This is a genomic window from Hyphomicrobium sp. CS1GBMeth3, assembly GCF_900117455.1.
In the GTDB taxonomy this organism is placed as follows: Bacteria; Pseudomonadota; Alphaproteobacteria; order Rhizobiales; family Hyphomicrobiaceae; genus Hyphomicrobium_C.
Genome location: NZ_FPHO01000003.1, coordinates 2,371,549 through 2,388,743 on the forward strand (window position 1 = coordinate 2,371,549; position 17,195 = coordinate 2,388,743).

The following is a 17,195-nucleotide window of genomic DNA, read 5'->3' on the forward strand; positions in this document are numbered from 1 at the left end:
CCAGGGTCATGCACAGAAATTATCATTCTGCATGAAGTTGGTGCTCCGCAGACGTGGTGACCCTCTACGGAAAACGTGGTACACGGGCAGAGTTGGGGGGAGACGTCGGACGGAGCGCTGCGATGCGCCGCTTCAGCCGGGGGCCTTGGCCGGAAAGCCGAAATCACCAAAAGCCGAGTGCAATCGGTTGAATCGCGAAAAAGTATGAGCGTAACCGCGGAGGTTTCAACGGATGCTGCCTCAGTTCCGCAAGCCGGAAAACGATAGTTTTGTGAGGTCCCAGCCCCCCATGCAGAGTATCGCAACACCGCAGCCGACATCCTCCCTGGGCGTCAGACCCACGGGGGCGTCATTCCGTCCAGCAAGCGCTTCGAGCACGTCCGTGATCGGCGCCGACCTCCTGATCCAGGGCAACCTGACCTCGAAGGGCGAGGTTCAGATCGAGGGCGAGGTGCAGGGCGATATCTACGCGACGCACGTGGTCGTCGGCGAAGGCGCCCGGGTGACCGGTGGCATCATCGCCGAGGAATGCGTGATCCGCGGCCACCTGCTGGGCACCGTTCGCGGGCGGCGCGTCCTCTTGCAGGGCTCGGCCCACGTCGAGGGTGACGTTTACCATCAGACCATGGCCATCGAGCAGGGCGCCTTCTTCGAAGGCAAGTCCCGCCGGTCCGACGATCCGCTGGCTGGTCTCTCGCGCGCGGCGCCTGCCGCGCGTGCTCCGGAGCCTGCCGACGCGGCGCCGGCTAGCGCCACCCCGCCGCCGCTCTCCTGATCGAGAGTATCCGCGGCCGCGCATCCGTCTTGAAAACTGACCTGCGCGGGCCATCGTGCCCGCGCAATCGATTCAAGCCACGCCCAATCCGCCCGCGGCTTGAATCGGCGCTTTCGCGCTCGCCGTCGCATCTCGACTTGCGCTGGCACGCGCTGCCCGACAGGGCAAAACTAAGCTAGTTGATTCGCTAGATCGATGTTCCTTGTCCGTTCTCGGCATCCCACATCAAAACGGCCAGCCTGTGGATAACTTGTTGAAAAATTCATGTAACAATATGAAAATAAACGATGTTCCGAGATGGAAAACAAATGAGAACATCGTCCAGAAACGGCTTTGGATATGGTCGCGCGTGACGGCAACCAGGGCGCGCCGGATGTCGAAACCGTCGTCATCGGGGCTGGCGTCGTGGGGCTCGCGTCCGCCCGCGCGCTCGCGATGGCGGGCCACGAGGTCATGGTGCTGGAGCGCCACGGCGCCATTGGTCAGGAGACGAGCAGCCGGTCGAGCGAGGTCATCCACGCGGGCCTCTACTATCCGCTAGACAGCCTCAAGGCACGGCTCTGCGTCGAGGGGCGGAAGCTGCTCTATGCTTTCGCGGAGGAGAACGGCGTCCCCCACGTCCGCTACGGCAAGCTCGTCGTCGCGACAGCCGACGACGAGCGCCCGCGCCTCGCGGCCCTGGCCGCAGCGGCGCGGGCCAACGGCGTGACCGACGTCGCACTGCTGAACGCCGCGGAGGTTCAAGCGCGCGAGCCCGAGATCAGATGCGCCGAAGCGCTCCTTTCTCCATCGACGGGCGTCATAGACAGCCACGCTTTGATGGTCGCCCTCGAAGGGCACATCCGGGCCGATGCCGGAAGCGTGGTGCTCAACACATCGGTCGAGGACATTCGCATCGGCCCTGCCGGCCATTTTGCGTTGGCGACGATGAGCAGCGGCGCACCCGCGACGCTGACATGCCGCAACCTCGTCATCGCCGCCGGGCTCGGCGCCTCGCGCCTTGGCGCCAAGGCGGTGACAGCGTCAAGCACCCGCTACATCCCGCCGCGAACCTATCCGGCGCGCGGCCACTACTACACGCTCGACGGTCCGACCCCCTTCCGCCATCTCGTCTATCCGCTGCCGCGCGAGGGCTGGCTCGGCATCCACCTGACGCTCGATATCGCGGGCCGGGCACGGTTCGGCCCAGACCTTGAATGGCAGGACGAGCCGAGCACGGTTTTCGACGCGGAGGACGGCGCGCGGCTGGCGCGGTTCGAGCAGGAGATCCGCCGCTATTGGCCTGGGGTGCCCGAGCACCGCTTGTCGCCGGGCTACGTCGGCGTGCGGCCCAAGATCTACGCCGAGGGCGAGCCCTCGGCCGACTTCGCCATCCACGCCGAGCGCGAGCACGGCATCCCACGCCTCGTGGCGCTCTACGGCATCGAAAGCCCGGGCCTCACGTCCTCGCTCGCCATCGGGAGCTACGTCGCGACGCTGCTCCGGCCCTGAGGTACATGCGAGCCGCAACGAAAAAGGGCGGCCCTTGAGGCCGCCCTTTCAATGCGTTTGCGCGTTTGCGTTGCCACCGATCAGGGCGACGGAGTGGGCGACGGCTCCGGCGTGGGCACCGTGATGGTCGGAATCTCGTGGCCCTGCTCCTTGGCGACATAGGTAAGGCCGCCGAAGATGATGGCGAACACGATCGCGGTCACGAGCGCGTTCACGAAGCGGTTCGAGAACGACAGGATGTTGCCGATCAGGTCGACGACGAACACGATGGCCGCGCCGACGAGAACAGGCTCGAGCCAGGAATACTCGGTCGGCAGGAACGGCGCCGGGCTGGTCGGGGCTTGATCCCGCGCGAGATAGGTCAGAACGCCGAAGATGATGGCAAACACGATGGCCGTCACAAGCGCGTTCGCAAAGCGGTTCGAGAACGACAGAACGTTGCCGATCAGTCCGATGACAAACACGACGCCGGCAGCGATGAGAACTGGCTCCAGCCAGCTGTATTCAGGTGGTAAAAACATGGATATTCCCCCAGATTCGCGCCACCGGATTTTGTTCTTGATGGCGCTATATGCTTATACCAGGAGGGCCTTTTTGTCATGCCGGTTTCTGGTTGGGCCCGTCATCCACTCGTTATGAGAACGTGCGAGTCTAAAGGCTTCAACCGCATGCCGAAGCATGGCGCCTGGGATCGCAGAAAATGGGCCAATACGCGGCGTCGCCGATAAAAACGGGTGCTATGGGCAGCGCAAAATCTTTCGTTTGGCGCGCTCCGCTACAATAGTGGATATCGAATAAGTGCAAATGCTGAGCACAATTTAGTCTATTGCGCAAAGACGGGCCTGGAGAATCAGCGAGCGAGATCTCGCCCGAGAAATAAAAGCTCGCGCCCATCGATGTCGACAGCCCCGTGCTCAACAAAGTCATTTGCCAGATAGAAGCCGACGTTGCGCAGCCCGCGCGCCGTGATCGCGTGCACGCCGGGCGCGCCCCCGTCACGCGCCATGTCGGAGAACGCCGCCAGGAGCCGTGCACCAAGACCGTGGCCGCGCCAGTCGGCGTTGATGTTGATGTGAAGTTGCGCGGGGTAGCGCGGTGTGAGCGCGCGAAAATGCGCGAGCGCCGTAACGTCGGCAAACAAAGGATCGCGCGCTGGGTCCTCGAGACTGCCGATGATATAGCCGACGGCCCGCCTCTCTTTGTCGACGGCCACGAGTGCATGTTGCGGAAAATGCTCGAGATAGCGGCCGAGCCAGCGCTCGCGGAAAGCCGCTTTCTCGGTGGCGGTTTCGAACGATTGCCGCGCGCTCGACGAGAAGAATACGTGCTCGATGTCCGCGATCAGCCGATCGCGCCGGGGTCCCGACGCGAGCTCGTTCCAACGGCGAATCTCGACATCGGGCATGAGACGTGGGTCGCGTTGCTGCGAGGAAGCAGGTCAGCCGCTATTCCGCAGCTCTCCGGAGCGTTTCCGGGGTCGAGGTTGCAAGCGCAGCGGCCGCCGCCGACCAATACCGCGCCTCGGCCTCCGCGGCGAGCCTTTCCCTGCGGAAAGCGTCGATCCATTCCGCGACGAGGACCGGATTTGTCTCGGCGAGGGCGGCCAAGTCGTCCGGAGATTTCGCGAGCACGGTGCTGGCGAGGCGTCTGAGCTGGGCCGCCTCGATGAGATCAGGCCCCGGCACGTAATCAAGCTCTCGAACCGATCTGCAGCCCGAGACATGCGGTGCAGACGAAGGTGGAATGAGCTGAGGATGATGACGCATGTTTCGCCTCCAGGTACGAGGCGACAGTACCGTCGGCGCCGCCTGAAAATTGGGCAGGGACGTAAACTATCCACAGCTTCCTGATGCTGCGTTGCAAAAATTGCTTGACAACAATGTTTGTGCGCTGCCGAGGCGCACCTGCGTCATCCGCCACACGTTGCGAGCGCGCGCGCCTGCCAACGCGAGCCGCGGCATACCGTTTCCCTGGCTTCGCGCGTGCGATCCCGCGCGCCAGCAGTTGCAGCATGTCTGCCGAAGCGAGAATTTACTCGCCGGCGGCCTTCACCGGCCGCGCGGGCCGCCGGAGGAACGCCGGGATGTTGCCGGCGAAGGCGCTGACCGCCGCCGGCTTGGGCTCGGACTCGACCGGACGCGGCCGCGCGCGCGGTGCCTGTTGAGCCGCCGCTGCTGGCCGCCGCTCCTCGCGACGCGGATCGAGCGGCTTGGATGGTGCAGCTGCGGGCTTCGGCGTCTTGGCCTGGGGCTGCGGCTTTGCGCCATCGCGGCGCGGTTCGGGACGCCTGGGCTCCCGATCCCGGCCAGCTTCGCGCGGACCCTTGCCCTTCGCCTCGGCTCCACGCCCGCTGCGCCCGCCACGACCCCGGCGCCGCTTGCCAGCCTCTGCGAAGTCCTGCTCGGTCGGCGGCTCGCCGATCCACAGCGGCTTCTCGCCGAGCAGCTTCTCGATCTCCTTGAAGGACTTCAGCTCCTCGGGCGTGACGATCGACTGCGCCGCGCCCTCGCGCCCGGCGCGTCCCGTGCGGCCGATGCGGTGCACGTAGTCATCCGATTGCCAGGGAAGGTCGAAGTTGAACACGTGCGACACGTCGGGGATATCGAGGCCGCGCGCCGCAACGTCGCTCGCGGCCAGCAGTGTTACCTCGCCGTTGCGGAAACGGTCGAGCGTTTCCATGCGGCTCTTCTGGTCCATGTCGCCATGCAGCGCGCCAGCGTTGAAGCCGTGCTTCTGTAGCGACTTGAGCAGGATCGCGACGTCGCGCTTGCGGTTGCAGAAGATGATTGCGTTCTTGACGTTTTTTTCCCGGATCATCTCGCGCAGCACTTCGCGCTTCACCCAGTCCTCGCCGTCCGGCACGAAACGGAAGCTCTGCGTGATGGTCTTGGCCGTCGTTGCAGGGCGAGCCACCTCGACGCGCTCAGGGTCGCGCAGGAACTTGTCGACGAGCCGCGTGATTTCTGGCGGCATGGTGGCGGAGAAGAACAACGTCTGGCGCCGCGGCGGCAGCAGACTGCAGATCTTCTCGATGTCGGGAATGAAGCCCATGTCGAGCATGCGATCCGCCTCGTCGATGACGAGGATCTCGACACCCATCAGCATCAGCCGCCCGCGCTGGAAATGATCGAGCAGACGGCCGGGCGTCGCGATCAGCACGTCGACGCCGCGGTCGAGCTTGCGCACCTGATCGTCCATCGAAACGCCACCGATAAGCAGCGCCACGTTGAGCTTGTGATTGACGCCGTATTTCTCGAAGCTCTGGGCCACCTGCGCTGCGAGCTCGCGCGTCGGAGCCAGGATCAGCGAGCGCGGCATGCGCGCCCTGGCGCGGCCCGTCTCGAGCCGGGTGATCATCGGCAGTGTGAACGAGGCGGTCTTGCCGGTGCCCGTCTGGGCGATGCCGAGCACGTCACGGCCTGTAACGGCGACCGGAATGGCTGCGGCCTGAATAGGGGTTGGATCGGTGTAGCCGGCCGCGGCAATCGCGTCCTGCACCTTCTGGCTGAGCCCGAGCTCAGCGAACGTCTTCGTTTCCAAAAAACCAAGTCTCCATCTACGATCTCAGTGTCCAAGCGCCCACCGCCGGAGGAGCAACCCATTTGGGTCTCCGGGCGCAGCTTGAGGACGAGAGCGCAGGGGAAAGAGTGAGTGCCACAAAAAGGGGCAAATACAGAAATCGGGGCTCGAAAAGGGACAAATGCGAATCGCTGAGATCGAAGCCCCTGCGCCCGAGCCGAGCGTGAGATCGCATACGCACCTATAAAAATCAAGAAAAACCAGGGACTTTCGTGCGGCTCAAAAGTCGCACTCGTAAGACAAAGCGGCCACCCGACGAGGGGCAGCCGCCAATTTTGCCGTGATTTCAAGGCATTTCGTGAGACGCAGCAAATACGCCGCGCCGTGCCCTATTCGTCCAGCCAGCGATAGATGACGGCGCCGATGAGGGCGCCCACGATGGGCGCCAGCCAGAACACCCAGAGCTGGCCGAGCGCTTCGCCGCCGGCGAACAGCGCCGGGCCAAGGCTGCGCGCGGGGTTGACCGAGGTGTTCGAGACGGGGATCGACATGAGATGGATGGCGGTCAGCGTCAGGCCGATGGCGAGCGGCCCGGAGCCCACCGGCGCGTTGGCGCGTGTCGAGCCCAGGATGACGATGAGGAAGAAAGCCGTCAGCACGATTTCGATGATCAGCACCGAGACGAGGCTCGCGTTGATCATCGACAGGCTGCCGTAGCCGTTGGCTGCATAGGAGGCCGGCGCATGACCGATCGTCGCGAACACGGCCGTGACGGCGATGGCACCGAGACACTGCGCGACGATGTAGGGCACCGCGTCGCCGATCGGGAAGCGCCCGCCCGCCACGAGCCCGAGCGTGACGGCGGGATTGTAGTGTCCGCCCGAGATGTGCCCGATGGCGCGCGCGGTGGCGAAGACGGTTATGCCGATGGAGAGTGCAACGCCGACGATGCCGGCTGCTCCCGCCGGCGCTCCGAAGGAGTAGAAGGCGGCGCCAAGCACGGCTCCGGTCAGCATGAACGTGCCGATGAACTCGGCAACAAGAGCCTTGATGTTCATTGATGGTCTCCCTGCGTGTTCCCCAATCTGGCAGCAGGCGAATTGCGTTGGCCTCGGCCGTTCCCCCGACGGAACGCGAATCGCATGGTGCCAGCGGCGCAATCATACCATCTTCGACGCATCCCTGCTGTGACTGTCGCCCGCGGACGTGCTGGTCGGGCCACGGCCCGACCAGTCCACCTTCAGCGTCGCGAACATCACGGCAGTGAGCGCTGCGAACCCGAGCAGCGCTCCGGCCAGGAGCGCGTAGTCTTCAAGACGCAGCACGAGATAGAGGAAGCCGTAGAGCAGCGCGAACAGTGCCGCCATCAGAAGCCCGCTAAAGGTGCTTGCGAGCGACCGCGCCACATACGTCGCAAGCATGCCGCCGGTTGCGGCAGACGCGACGATGTAGGCGAGCGTGAAGCCGAAGTGCTCCGCAAGAGACAGCAGCAGCACGTAGAAGAATACCATCGCCAATCCGACAAACACGTACTGGACGGGATGCACGCGCCGCTTTGAAAGAAGCTCGAGCACGAAGACGGCCATGAACGCGATTGCGAGGAACAGCACGCCGTATTTCACCGCCCGCGTGACGAGATCGTAGAAGTCGACCGGCTGATGCAGCGAGACGCCGAACTGATACATCAGGAAGCGATCAAGCCCGCTTTCTGCTGTGCTCCAGGATTGCGGCACGCTGCGCGCAAGGTGCGGAACGCGCCATTTGGCTGAGAAGCCGTCGGCTTTGATCGTGCGCTCGATGGGCAGGAACGCGCCCCCGAAGCTCGGATGTGGCCAGTCGGACGCGAGCTCGACGCGCGTCTCTCGCGCTGCAGGAGCGAAGTTGATCGACGATGAGCCCGTGAAATGCAGCTCGGCATGGAATTGGAAGGCCTGCAACGGGCCATCGCCAGAGGCGGCGGAGGTCGCTCCTGCAAGTTTGGCGTGGATGCCGCTCAAGTTGGTGCCGGGCACGCCGAGGCTGGGCTGGAACGGCAGTGTGTCTCGTCCGTTGATCGCAAGCGTTGCCGCTTCCTTGAGGCCGGCCACGTCGCTGAGAGCCAGCGCGAAGGTGGCATCCTGCCAGCGCACCGAGATCGCATCCGGCGCTACTTCCGCGATGTTGGACACGCCGAAGCGGCCGGCAACCGAGAGCGTCGCCGTGTAGACGTTGACGTCGAAGATCGAGCGATGCAGCACCCGGGATTTCGTGTCCCCCGTGACGGAAAGCTCCTCCGGCAGGAACACGGCGCGCCGCTCCTGCGTACGCTGAATAACTTTGTCGCCTTCCTGGATCTCGATACGTACCGTGTACGGCACCACGAGATAAGGGCCGGTGAGCTGCTGCATGCCGCCCCAGGTCCGCGCAACGTCGGCAGTCACCGAGCGCGATCTGCCTTCGCGCTCCGATACGAGCCCTGCCACCATGAGCAGCGGCACGAGCAGGAGCAGGATCAGGAATGCGATGAGGAAGAACTTGAAGGCCGGGCTGCGCGCGATCCGTCCCGCCGAGCTTACGATTTCCGACATGCGTTCTCCTGGGTGCGGTGTAGGCCTTGGTCATCGGTGCGGACCTGGACGGTTGTGAGGCGGTTGGCGGAGAGCGGCAGGAGGTCCCCGCCATCGGCAGATAAGTTCGGCTGAGGGTCCGTTTCCGGAACTTGGCGGAAATTTCCGGTGCGAGCGCGCCGGCGTTCCGCGAGACACGCGATCGTGATAGCGTGGCGAACGTGCCGCTCCGTGCGCGAGCTGATGCGACGAGCGGCCGGGGAGCGATGGTCATGACCAAGCGGGCGATCAGGATTGCCTGGATAGGCGTGGGCTTGTGTCTCGCGATCGGTGTGATCGCGGGTGTGCTGGCGCTGTTCGGCCCGCCGGACCAGCCATGGAATCGCAGCCTGCGTGAGTTGTCCACGCTGATGGACGTGGCAGCGCTTCTGTTCTGGATCGCCGTCTTCGCGATCTACTGGGCGAGGAAGCAACGGCGCGGCGAATAATAGCCCGCAGTGCACGGAGCGCGGCAACTCACTTGGCGCGAATGCGACGCCATGCACGTTGCGCCGCGCCGGGCATTGTCCGGTAATGCAGGTATGCAATGTGCGGGGGAGCAGCATGAGCCTCGAAGTTTTGCATGCCCCTGGCCAAGGTCCTGCCAGAAGCGTCGACATCCTTCTCGTGCATGGCATCTTCGTTGGCGCATGGGTGTGGGAGCCGCACTTCATGCCCTACCTGGCTGAGGCCGGCTACAACGTGCACGCCGTGAGCCTCCGCGGTCACGGCGGCAGTTGCGGTGATGAGCAGCTTGCTGCGCTGGCGCTGACCGACTACACGGCCGATCTTCAGGAAGCGGTCGCGGCCATCCCAAGACCTATTGTGGCCGTGGGCCACTCCATGGGCGGCGCTGTTGTGCAGCACGCGATCCGCTCGGGCGTGAGCCTTGCGGGGGCGGCTTTGATGGCATCCGTTCCGCCGGGTGGGCTCATGGCAACGAACGTCGCCATGATGTGGTCGCAGCCGCTGCTCTGGCGTGAGCTGTCGTCCATGTTCACCTCCGAGAACCATAGCGTCAATCTGGAGGTGCTTCGGGGCGGTCTCTTTTCCGACCGCGTCGACGTTGCGACGCTTGCGCGTTTCATGGCGCGCACGGGCCGCGAGAGTGCTCTGATCGGCTTCGAGCTCCAAGGGCTGAGGCCGTTCGCGCCCTTTGCTTGGCAGGCGCCTCCAATACTCGTCATGGCCGGCACCGACGACCGCTTCATCCGCCAGCAGGATGTCTGGGCCACGGCGCTTTGGTACGGCGTCGAGCCGCAATGGCTTCCGGGGCTGTCGCACACAGTGATGCTCGACCCCGATTGGAGGATTGCCGCCGATTCGCTTCTGAAATGGTTGGACGGATTGGAGGCAGAGGCGACTTCGAACGTCAAGGCAGACGCAAAATCCGCTTAAAATCAGCTTCGAGACGGAGCTGCATCGACGAGAATGCCGCGACGAAGGCGGCACGCACCGCGCTGTTTGCCGCGGTACGCGCCCTCCTGAATCAAGTTCGACCCTGCCGACGCAGGCAAAGGATCTGCGCTGTCAGACCGGCGATCAGCATGACGACGAGGCTTAGGTGAGCGCCGCGAAGGAGCGGCGAGTTTAGGTCGGTCACCAGAGGATGGCCGTCCGGAACACGGCGAAGGATTTCGCTCACGGTCGGCACCATCAACAAGAACGCGCTCACGCTCAAGCATACCGTCTCGATGTACACGCCAGTGCGTCCGAGGCTGGAAATGCGCCCGACGCCGTATCCGACGAGCAGGAAGAGAAGGGTCACCACTCCGACCACATAGCTCACCGGCTGATGTGCAACCATAAAAACGGTGGTGGCGCCGATCAGCATCGAAGCCAGGTAAACCGCGCCCGCCGGCGATCGCGGTACGATCCGGCCGTGCCGGGCAAACATGTAGGCGGCCACTGGGATGGCGGGCAGACTGCCGAGCGTGTGCACCCAGCCGAGGGGGGAGATACCAAACATCGCGAGATCCTTCCGTTGAGTTGACGCGTTACGTGGAGTTATATTTCTATCTACTAATCGGTAGCTAAACGGAGCGGGCCGGTCTCACGGTGGCCCCACCAAGCGGGGCTAGCGTTTCGGTTGCGAGGTGAGGCGCTCGAGCAGCGAGCGGGTGACGAGGCCGAACATCTTTGGGTCGCCATAAGCGCGCGCCGAGAGCATCGCGCCATGGACGGTGGCCATAAAGGCTTCGGCTTCCGCTTTAGGAGGCCCGGTCAATCGCAGGCTGCTCGCCTTGGCGCCGCGTTCCATGACCGAAGTCAGCCACGCCGAAAGCGCTCGGAAATGTGCGCGAACCTCGAGCGCGATCTCTTGCGGGAGAACCGGGATTTCCGTGGCGAGCAGGGCACATACGCAAAACGGCATCGTGGCGTCGCTGATGCACGCTTCCCAGAAACCGATGAAGGAGCGTAGCTGATCGACAGGCGTCGGGTTGCGTCGCTCGAACTCGGCGATCCCGGCTTCAACCTCCCCCCGATACCGAGACACGAGCGTGCGGACCAACTCGGATTTGCTCGGGAAATGGTGGTGAATGCTCGCATTGCGAATGCCGATCACCTTGCCGATGTCGGCATAGCTGAAGCCATTATAGCCCCCGGCAATGATCAGCGAGCGCGCGCAGCGCAAAATATCGTCGGTCGTATTGGAGACATTTGCCATACCAGTCATCTACTGTTTAGTAGGTAGGGAGTCAAGACTCAAGGGGCGTTTTTTAGCCGAGGCTCGACCGGATCGAGGCCCGCGTCGCGGCCTTATCCGCCGCCTGACCTCTCGACGGCATCCGCGAGGTCGCCGTAGACGCGGAGCTGAAACGCGGCTTTCGGCGCATCCCCGCAGCGTCTAGCAACGGCAACCTCCGCATAGTGGCGCGGATCGAGGTTCGGCCAGTTTTCGCGCTGCTGGTTGATTTCCGCCGCCGCCGCCTCGGGCTGGCGGAGCTGCACGAGAATGGCCGCAAGCTGGTAGAAGGAGTCCGGCGAACGGAAGATTTGGTCCGCGCGTCGCGCGGCATCGAGAGCCTTCGCGAGGTCGCCGTTGTTGAGGTGGAGCCGGCTGATCCAGTACAGCGTCACCCAGCGGACGGGATTGTCGGGCGAGAGTGCCATGTCGAAGGCCACGAGTTCGTCGACGACCGCTTGCGGGGCTTCCGAGCAGGTGTAAGGCACCGCCGTCACGAGGAAGCGTGCCAGCACATGGTTGGGATCGAGTTCCAGCGTCCGCCGCGTTGCCGCGAGCGACGCCGCCAATTGGCCGGCGTGCCAATGGTGAACCGAGACGTTGAACACGGCGTCGGCGTCGCCCGGTGCCAACTCTTGGGCGCGGCGCGCATGCTCGGCCGCTGTGGCGCGCAGCTTCTCGGTATCCGAGGGCGGATCCACGTTGGCGAGATAGGCGAGTTTGTCGGCCAGCACCGAGCTGGCCTGTCCGAGGTCCGGCTCGAGGGAAAGCGCTCGTGTCGCTAGCGCGGCGCGCTCCTTCTCCCAGGTGAGGCTGTTGCGCGCTCCGCCGGGCATCCAGGTTGACTGCAGATAGAGCTGCCACGCCGTCGCGGGCCGCACCGTCTCCACCTCCAAGGCTCGCTTTGCGGCGGTGATGAGCTGGGGACGGATCTCGGCCGCGAGCGTCGCCACCAGCTCGCTTTGGACGGCAAGCTCGTCGGAAGCGCTGCGGTCGTAGTCGTGAGCCCAGAGATGGGCGCCCGTCACGGTATCGATAAGCTGTACGTTTAGGCGCATGCGTCCGCCGTCGTGCTGCAATCCGCCTTCGAGGACGTAGCGCACACCAAGTTCCCGGCCGACCCGGCGCAAATCCGTCGCCTGGCGATATTGGAACGCCGAGGTTCGAGGCGCGAGCGACACGGATTTGACGCGGGCAAGAGCGGTCGTGAGGGCGTCGGTCAGGCCGTCGGCAAAACGGCCGTGGGAGTCGTCCCGCGACATGTTCGTGAACGGCAGCACGGCGAGAGTGATGACGTCGGCGGAGGCGGCGGCGGGTGCCTCGGCCGGGGGCAGCGGCCCGCGCGCAGTGTCTTGGTGAAACAACCTAGCGCCGAGCGAGACCGCGACGACGAATGCGCAGACGGCGGCTAGGTGCACCAGCGGGGACCGGATGACCCGCGTCCAGAAGCCCGAGGACTCAACGGACTCACCGGCCGCGGAGTCTGCGGGCGTTCGGCCACTTTCCTCGGGCACGGCACCGGGGGCCGGCACCACTTCGACGCCCGACGCGAACGCCACCGTGTAGCCGCCTTTGGGGATTTCGAGCCGGATCGGATCGTTGCACCCCGCCGTCTGGTAGTAGCTTTCGAGCAGCTTGCGCAGCCGGCCGGCCTGCACGCGTACGATAGGGTCCGTCGCGGGGTCGAAAGCGGCACCGCGCTCGAATACGTCGACGCCGATTGCGTATCCTTTGAGACGCTCCGCGTCGCCGGCCAGCGTCGCGTCGATCAGATAGCGCAGCAGCGCCCTCATTTTCGGCGCCGAGGCGAATCCCTCGGACGCGAAGATCGCTTCGAGCTGGCGTTCCACCGCGGCGCGCTCGGGAGTCATATCCTCGATCCGGTCGAAGCTCCGCAGGCGGAGCGGCTGCACCACGCTCCGGCGGACCGCCAGCCAAGAGCCCGGAAAATCACACTTTTTCGACGTGGTCGCCGGGCAGCAGGCGGTCCGATGTAACGGTAAATAACGGTGTCATACTATCGGGGAGGAGGCTCCTCGCCTAGCGTCCGCGCACTGATTTGCAGCGGGGTGCTGAGCGAAGGGCAGCGTTGAGGACATCCCCGTCCCCCTGCCCTTCGCCCCCGCGCGATTGCGTCCCTCAAGCGCCAGTTCAGCACGCAACGCCGCTCCTCGCGAGCGACGTCGGCGCTGTCCTGAGGGAAGCCTCAACATCCAACGCGATTAGAACGAGATCAGGCTTGCGCCATGCGCTATTTTTTTCATTTGGAAAGTGAGACCAACGTTCACATCGACCACCTGGGCCAGGAATTTGCGCACTATCAGGATGTGACGCATCACGCCTTTGCCATGGCGCGCGAGCTGGCCGAGGAGGACAGGTGGCTGGGTTGGTCTGTACGCGTGATCGACGCGCGCAACAGGGAGGTGATCTGCGTTCCGATCCTGGACGCCATTCTGTCGAGATAGCGGCCGCGACGATGCTAGATGTCGAGATCCGTGGCGAACGCGGCACGCTCCTGGATGAAGCGGAAGCGGGCTTCAGGCTTGGAGCCCATCAGCGCGTTGACCGCATCGCCGATCGCGCTCCGGTCGTCCTCGCCGATTTCCACGCGCAAGAGCGTGCGCCGCTTCGGATCCATCGTCGTCTCTTTGAGCTGCTGTGCGTTCATCTCGCCCAGGCCCTTGAAACGGCTGATCTCAACCTTGGCATTGGCGGCGAACTCGCTCTTTAGGAGCGCGTCTCTCTGCTGCTCGGTCGTCGCATAGAACGACTTCGCGCCGTGCGTGAGCTTGTAGAGCGGCGGCACCGCGAGAAAAAGATGCCCGTTCTCGATCAACTCGGGCATCTCCTGGTAGAAGAACGTGATCAGCAGCGACGCGATATGCGCCCCGTCGACGTCGGCATCCGTCATCACGATGACGCGCTCATAGCGCAAGTCGTCGTCGCGGTACTTGCTGCCCGTCCCCACGCCGAGCGCCTGGATGAGATCCGAAAGCAGCTGGTTCTGGGACAGCTTCGCCGATGAGGCGTTGGCCACGTTGAGGATCTTGCCGCGCAGGGGAAGGATGGCCTGCGTTTCGCGCGTGCGCGCGCTCTTGGCCGAGCCACCGGCCGAGTCGCCCTCGACGATGAAGATCTCGGTGCCGACCGCCTGCTGGATCGAGCAGTCGGCGAGCTTGCCGGGGAGGCGAAGCTTGCGCGTCGCGGACTGCCGCCCGACCTCCTTTTCGCGCTTGCGCTTCAGCCGCTCCTCGGCCTGGTCGATGGTCCACTCGAGAAGCCGTGTCGCCTGCTGCGGGCTGTCGGCGAGCCAATGGTCGAACGCATCCTTGACGGCCTGCTCGACAATGCGCTGCGCCTCTTGTGTCGCGAGCTTGTCCTTGGTTTGACCCTGGAACTCGGGCTCGCGGATGAACACCGACAGCATGGCGGCTGCCGTGCCCATCACGTCCTCGGCCGTGATCTGCGCCGCCTTGCGGTTGCCGACGCGCTCGCCGAACTCGCGCAGGCTCTTGGAAAGCGCCGAGCGGAACCCGTTTTCGTGCGTTCCGCCTTCGCCGGTCGGGATCGTGTTGCAGTACGAGCGGCAGAAGCCGTCCGCGTCGGCGACCCACGCCACCGCCCACTCGACCGAGCCGTGCTGGCCCTCGCGCTCGACGTTGCCGGCGAAGATGTCCTTCGAGACGAGCGTCTGTCCGGTGATCTCGGAAGCCAGATAATCTTTGAGCCCGCCCGGGAAGTGGAACACGGCTTCGGCTGGCGTGTCGTCCTTGATCAGCGACGGATCGCAGCTCCAGCGGATCTCGACGCCGCCGAACAGATACGCCTTCGAGCGCGCCATCTTGAGCAGCCGCGCCGGTTTGAAGTGTGCCCCCTTGCCGAAGATCGTCTCGTCCGGATGGAAGCGCACGCGCGTGCCGCGCCGGTTCATGACCGGCCCGAGCTTCTCGAGCTTGGTTTGCGGCACGCCGCGCGAAAACGTCATGCGGTAGAGCTGCTGGCCGCGCGCCACCTCCACCTCGCAGGTGTCCGACAGCGCATTCACGACCGAGACGCCGACGCCGTGCAGGCCGCCCGAGGTATTGTAGGCCTTGCCCTCGAACTTGCCGCCCGCGTGCAGCGTGCACATGATGACTTCGAGCGCGCTCTTGTTCTTGAACTTGGGATGAGGATCAACCGGGATGCCGCGCCCGTTGTCGGTCACCGACAGGAAGCCGTCCGCATCGAGACGGACGTCGATCCAGTCGGCATGTCCAGCCACCGCCTCGTCCATCGAGTTATCGATGACCTCGGCAAAAAGGTGGTGCAGCGCCTTCTCGTCCGTGCCGCCGACGTACATGCCGGGCCTGCGCCGCACCGGCTCGAGGCCTTCCAGGACCTCGATGTCGGCAGCGGTATAGGCATCGGACGCATCGCTGATCTTGCGGGCGCGGCTGGTCTTGTCGGTCATGCTTTGCGTAAGGCTCGAGAAGAGATCGCGGATCGAATGGGTCATGCGCCGTCATCCCCTGCCTGTCGAAGGCGGCCCGGCGGCGCAACGCGGGACAGATGCGAGCGAAGGGCCCGAATCCTTGGATGGTGCTCCGGCGAGAGGTGGCACGGCGCGCTGTGGATTGGCAAGTCGGGCGTGCCAAGCCGCCACACCAGAGGGCTTTTTCACGCTCCAGGCGCGAGCGGTGCGCCCAATAGCCGCCCAGCGGCGGGTTATATGATCCGCCGGACCGAAAGAACTGGTATCTACCGCACCGGCGCCAAGCCGGCAGCTCCCGGAAAAGACCGCACCATGCAAAAACGACACGAACGCGGGCCTGAGCCGCGCGCTTCCAGATTTTCGGCCCTCGCCAATGAGCCGCGCTTCCTGATGCTGCTGCCCGGTCTGTTCTGGGCGGGCAACGCCATCGTGGCGCGGGGTGTTGCGGAAGAGATCCCGCCCATTGCGTTGGCATTCTGGCGCTGGACGGTGGCTGCCGCACTGATCGCGCCGCTGGCCTGGCCGCACCTCCGTCGCGACATGCCCACTCTGGCACGCCGTTGGCCGACAATGGTTCTCTTGTCGGCCCTTGGCATCAGCGTGTTCAACACGTTCCTTTACATCGGTGCGCACACCACGACGGCCATCAACATCGTGATGCTGCAGACGGCCATCCCGATTATCGTCGTGCTTGCCACGTTCCTGATCTTCCGCGAGACGCTGACGGGAGGTCAGGCGGCGGGTATAGCCGCGTCGTTCGTCGGCACGCTGATCCTCATCACGCATGGCGACCCGGCTATTCTGTCAAACCTTGATTTCAAGCGCGGCGATCTTTGGCTGCTCGCGGCCGTTGTGAGCTACGCCGTCTATACTGCGCTGCTGAGGCTCCGCCCGCCGGTTCACGGGTTGAGCTTCGTCTTTGTGACGTTCGTGATCGGGGCGCTCCTGCTGCTGCCGTTTTACATTGCGGAGACGTTGACATCGCGCCCGTTGCCGATCACGCCGCACGCGGCGCTCGCGATTGGCTACGTCGCGGTTTTCGCGTCGATCTTGTCTTACCTTGCCTACAACCGGGTGGTGGCGCTTCTCGGTGCCAACACCGCCGGGCTGACCGCGCATCTCGTGCCGGTCTTCGGCATCATCCTGGCCGTGCTGCTGCTCGGCGAGCGGCTCTATGCCTATCACGGCGTCGGCATCGCGCTGATTGCCCTGGGCCTCTGGCTCGCCACCCGGGGATCGCGCGCTTGAGCCCGGTCAAGGAGTCTCCTGTCTCCCTGGGACAAGGCTTTGCAAAATGGCCATGTTCTGAGGAAGGCAGCATGTCAAAGGATTTCAAAGGAATCACAGCCGACATCACTGAATATGCTGTGGAGTTGAGAAGGGCCGTACCGGACGCCATGAGCGGGTTTTACGCCATGTCAAAAGGCGCGATGGCGAATGGCGCGATCGACAAGAAGACCAAGGAGCTGGTGGCACTGGCTATCGGCGTCACTCAGCGGTGCGACGGCTGCATCGGATTTCACGTCAAGGCCCTAAAGGACCTCGGCGCGACGCGCGAGGAGTTGGCCGAGCTGATGGCCGTGTGCGTCTACATGGGTGGCGGCCCGGCACTCATGTATGCTGCCGATGCGTTACGCGCCTACGATCAGTTCAACACGTGACGATGCC

At 64.4% G+C, this 17,195-nt stretch carries 17 protein-coding genes; 7 read left to right on the forward strand and 10 right to left on the reverse strand.

From position 1 onward, the window contains the following. The first annotated feature begins 382 nt into the window (after nt 1-382). Nucleotides 383-775: a bactofilin family protein gene (locus CS1GBM3_RS18550; protein WP_171946522.1), complete on the forward strand. Its 393-nt coding sequence runs from the start codon at nt 383-385 to the stop codon at nt 773-775. Between the two features lie 339 nt (nt 776-1,114). Then, nucleotides 1,115-2,266 carry an NAD(P)/FAD-dependent oxidoreductase gene (locus tag CS1GBM3_RS18555; RefSeq protein WP_072397123.1) on the forward strand — a complete coding sequence of 384 codons (1,152 nt, stop codon included), beginning with the start codon at nt 1,115-1,117 and terminating at the stop codon, nt 2,264-2,266. 80 nt (nt 2,267-2,346) lie between these two features. Here CS1GBM3_RS18555 and CS1GBM3_RS19640 read toward each other — a convergent pair whose 3' ends face one another. The 6 genes from CS1GBM3_RS19640 to creD all read right to left on the reverse strand — a co-directional run bounded on the left by CS1GBM3_RS19640 (nt 2,347) and on the right by creD (nt 8,352). Continuing rightward, nucleotides 2,347-2,787: a hypothetical protein gene (locus tag CS1GBM3_RS19640; protein ID WP_139247968.1), complete on the reverse strand. Its 441-nt coding sequence runs from the start codon at nt 2,785-2,787 to the stop codon at nt 2,347-2,349. A 329-nt stretch (nt 2,788-3,116) separates the two neighbouring features. Further along, on the reverse strand, nt 3,117-3,671 hold the full coding sequence (locus CS1GBM3_RS18565; RefSeq protein ID WP_072397124.1) for a GNAT family N-acetyltransferase: 555 nt from the start codon (nt 3,669-3,671) through the stop codon (nt 3,117-3,119). Between the two features lie 40 nt (nt 3,672-3,711). Continuing rightward, the gene (locus tag CS1GBM3_RS18570) at nt 3,712-4,032 is read right to left on the reverse strand and encodes a hypothetical protein (RefSeq protein WP_139247969.1); all 321 of its coding nucleotides are present in this window, start codon (nt 4,030-4,032) and stop codon (nt 3,712-3,714) included. Nucleotides 4,033-4,297: 265 nt separating this feature from the next. Beyond that, a complete protein-coding gene (locus CS1GBM3_RS18575) occupies nt 4,298-5,806 on the reverse strand; it encodes a DEAD/DEAH box helicase (protein WP_072397126.1) in 1,509 nt (502 codons plus the stop codon). 368 nt (nt 5,807-6,174) lie between these two features. After that, complete coding sequence (locus tag CS1GBM3_RS18580; protein ID WP_083567761.1) at nt 6,175-6,843, reverse strand: aquaporin; 669 nt, start codon at nt 6,841-6,843, stop codon at nt 6,175-6,177. Between the two features lie 102 nt (nt 6,844-6,945). Further along, complete coding sequence (gene creD, locus CS1GBM3_RS18585; RefSeq protein ID WP_083567763.1) at nt 6,946-8,352, reverse strand: cell envelope integrity protein CreD; 1,407 nt, start codon at nt 8,350-8,352, stop codon at nt 6,946-6,948. A 251-nt stretch (nt 8,353-8,603) separates the two neighbouring features. Here creD and CS1GBM3_RS19645 point away from each other — a divergent pair, with 251 nt between their 5' ends. Beyond that, the gene (locus tag CS1GBM3_RS19645; RefSeq protein ID WP_139247970.1) at nt 8,604-8,819 is read left to right on the forward strand and encodes a hypothetical protein; all 216 of its coding nucleotides are present in this window, start codon (nt 8,604-8,606) and stop codon (nt 8,817-8,819) included. 115 nt (nt 8,820-8,934) lie between these two features. Further along, complete coding sequence (locus CS1GBM3_RS18595) at nt 8,935-9,768, forward strand: alpha/beta hydrolase (protein ID WP_072397128.1); 834 nt, start codon at nt 8,935-8,937, stop codon at nt 9,766-9,768. A gap of 91 nt (nt 9,769-9,859) precedes the next feature. On the opposite strand, the gene CS1GBM3_RS18600 is transcribed toward CS1GBM3_RS18595, so the two are convergent. The 3 genes from CS1GBM3_RS18600 to CS1GBM3_RS18610 form a co-directional block, all read right to left on the reverse strand. Next, nucleotides 9,860-10,339 (reverse strand): hypothetical protein, encoded by a 480-nt coding sequence (locus CS1GBM3_RS18600; protein ID WP_072397129.1) that lies wholly within the window; start codon nt 10,337-10,339, stop codon nt 9,860-9,862. A 108-nt stretch (nt 10,340-10,447) separates the two neighbouring features. Beyond that, complete coding sequence (locus tag CS1GBM3_RS18605) at nt 10,448-11,038, reverse strand: TetR/AcrR family transcriptional regulator (protein ID WP_072397130.1); 591 nt, start codon at nt 11,036-11,038, stop codon at nt 10,448-10,450. Nucleotides 11,039-11,130: 92 nt separating this feature from the next. Further along, a complete protein-coding gene (locus CS1GBM3_RS18610) occupies nt 11,131-12,927 on the reverse strand; it encodes a hypothetical protein (protein WP_139247971.1) in 1,797 nt (598 codons plus the stop codon). A 375-nt stretch (nt 12,928-13,302) separates the two neighbouring features. On the opposite strand from CS1GBM3_RS18610, the gene CS1GBM3_RS18615 reads away from it, so the two are divergent. Then, nucleotides 13,303-13,521, forward strand: coding sequence for a DUF6894 family protein (locus CS1GBM3_RS18615; protein ID WP_072397132.1), 219 nt, complete (start codon nt 13,303-13,305; stop codon nt 13,519-13,521). Between the two features lie 14 nt (nt 13,522-13,535). On the opposite strand, the gene parE is transcribed toward CS1GBM3_RS18615, so the two are convergent. After that, nucleotides 13,536-15,506, reverse strand: a complete 1,971-nt coding sequence (gene parE, locus CS1GBM3_RS18620; protein ID WP_244534717.1) for a DNA topoisomerase IV subunit B — start codon at nt 15,504-15,506, stop codon at nt 13,536-13,538. 333 nt (nt 15,507-15,839) lie between these two features. On the opposite strand from parE, the gene CS1GBM3_RS18625 reads away from it, so the two are divergent. Together CS1GBM3_RS18625 and CS1GBM3_RS18630 are read left to right on the forward strand one after the other, a co-directional pair. Beyond that, nucleotides 15,840-16,775 (forward strand): DMT family transporter, encoded by a 936-nt coding sequence (locus CS1GBM3_RS18625; RefSeq protein WP_072397135.1) that lies wholly within the window; start codon nt 15,840-15,842, stop codon nt 16,773-16,775. 71 nt (nt 16,776-16,846) lie between these two features. Continuing rightward, entirely contained in the window at nt 16,847-17,188 is a 342-nt protein-coding gene (locus CS1GBM3_RS18630; protein WP_072397137.1) for a carboxymuconolactone decarboxylase family protein, read from the forward strand. The last annotated feature ends 7 nt before the right edge of the window (nt 17,189-17,195 follow it).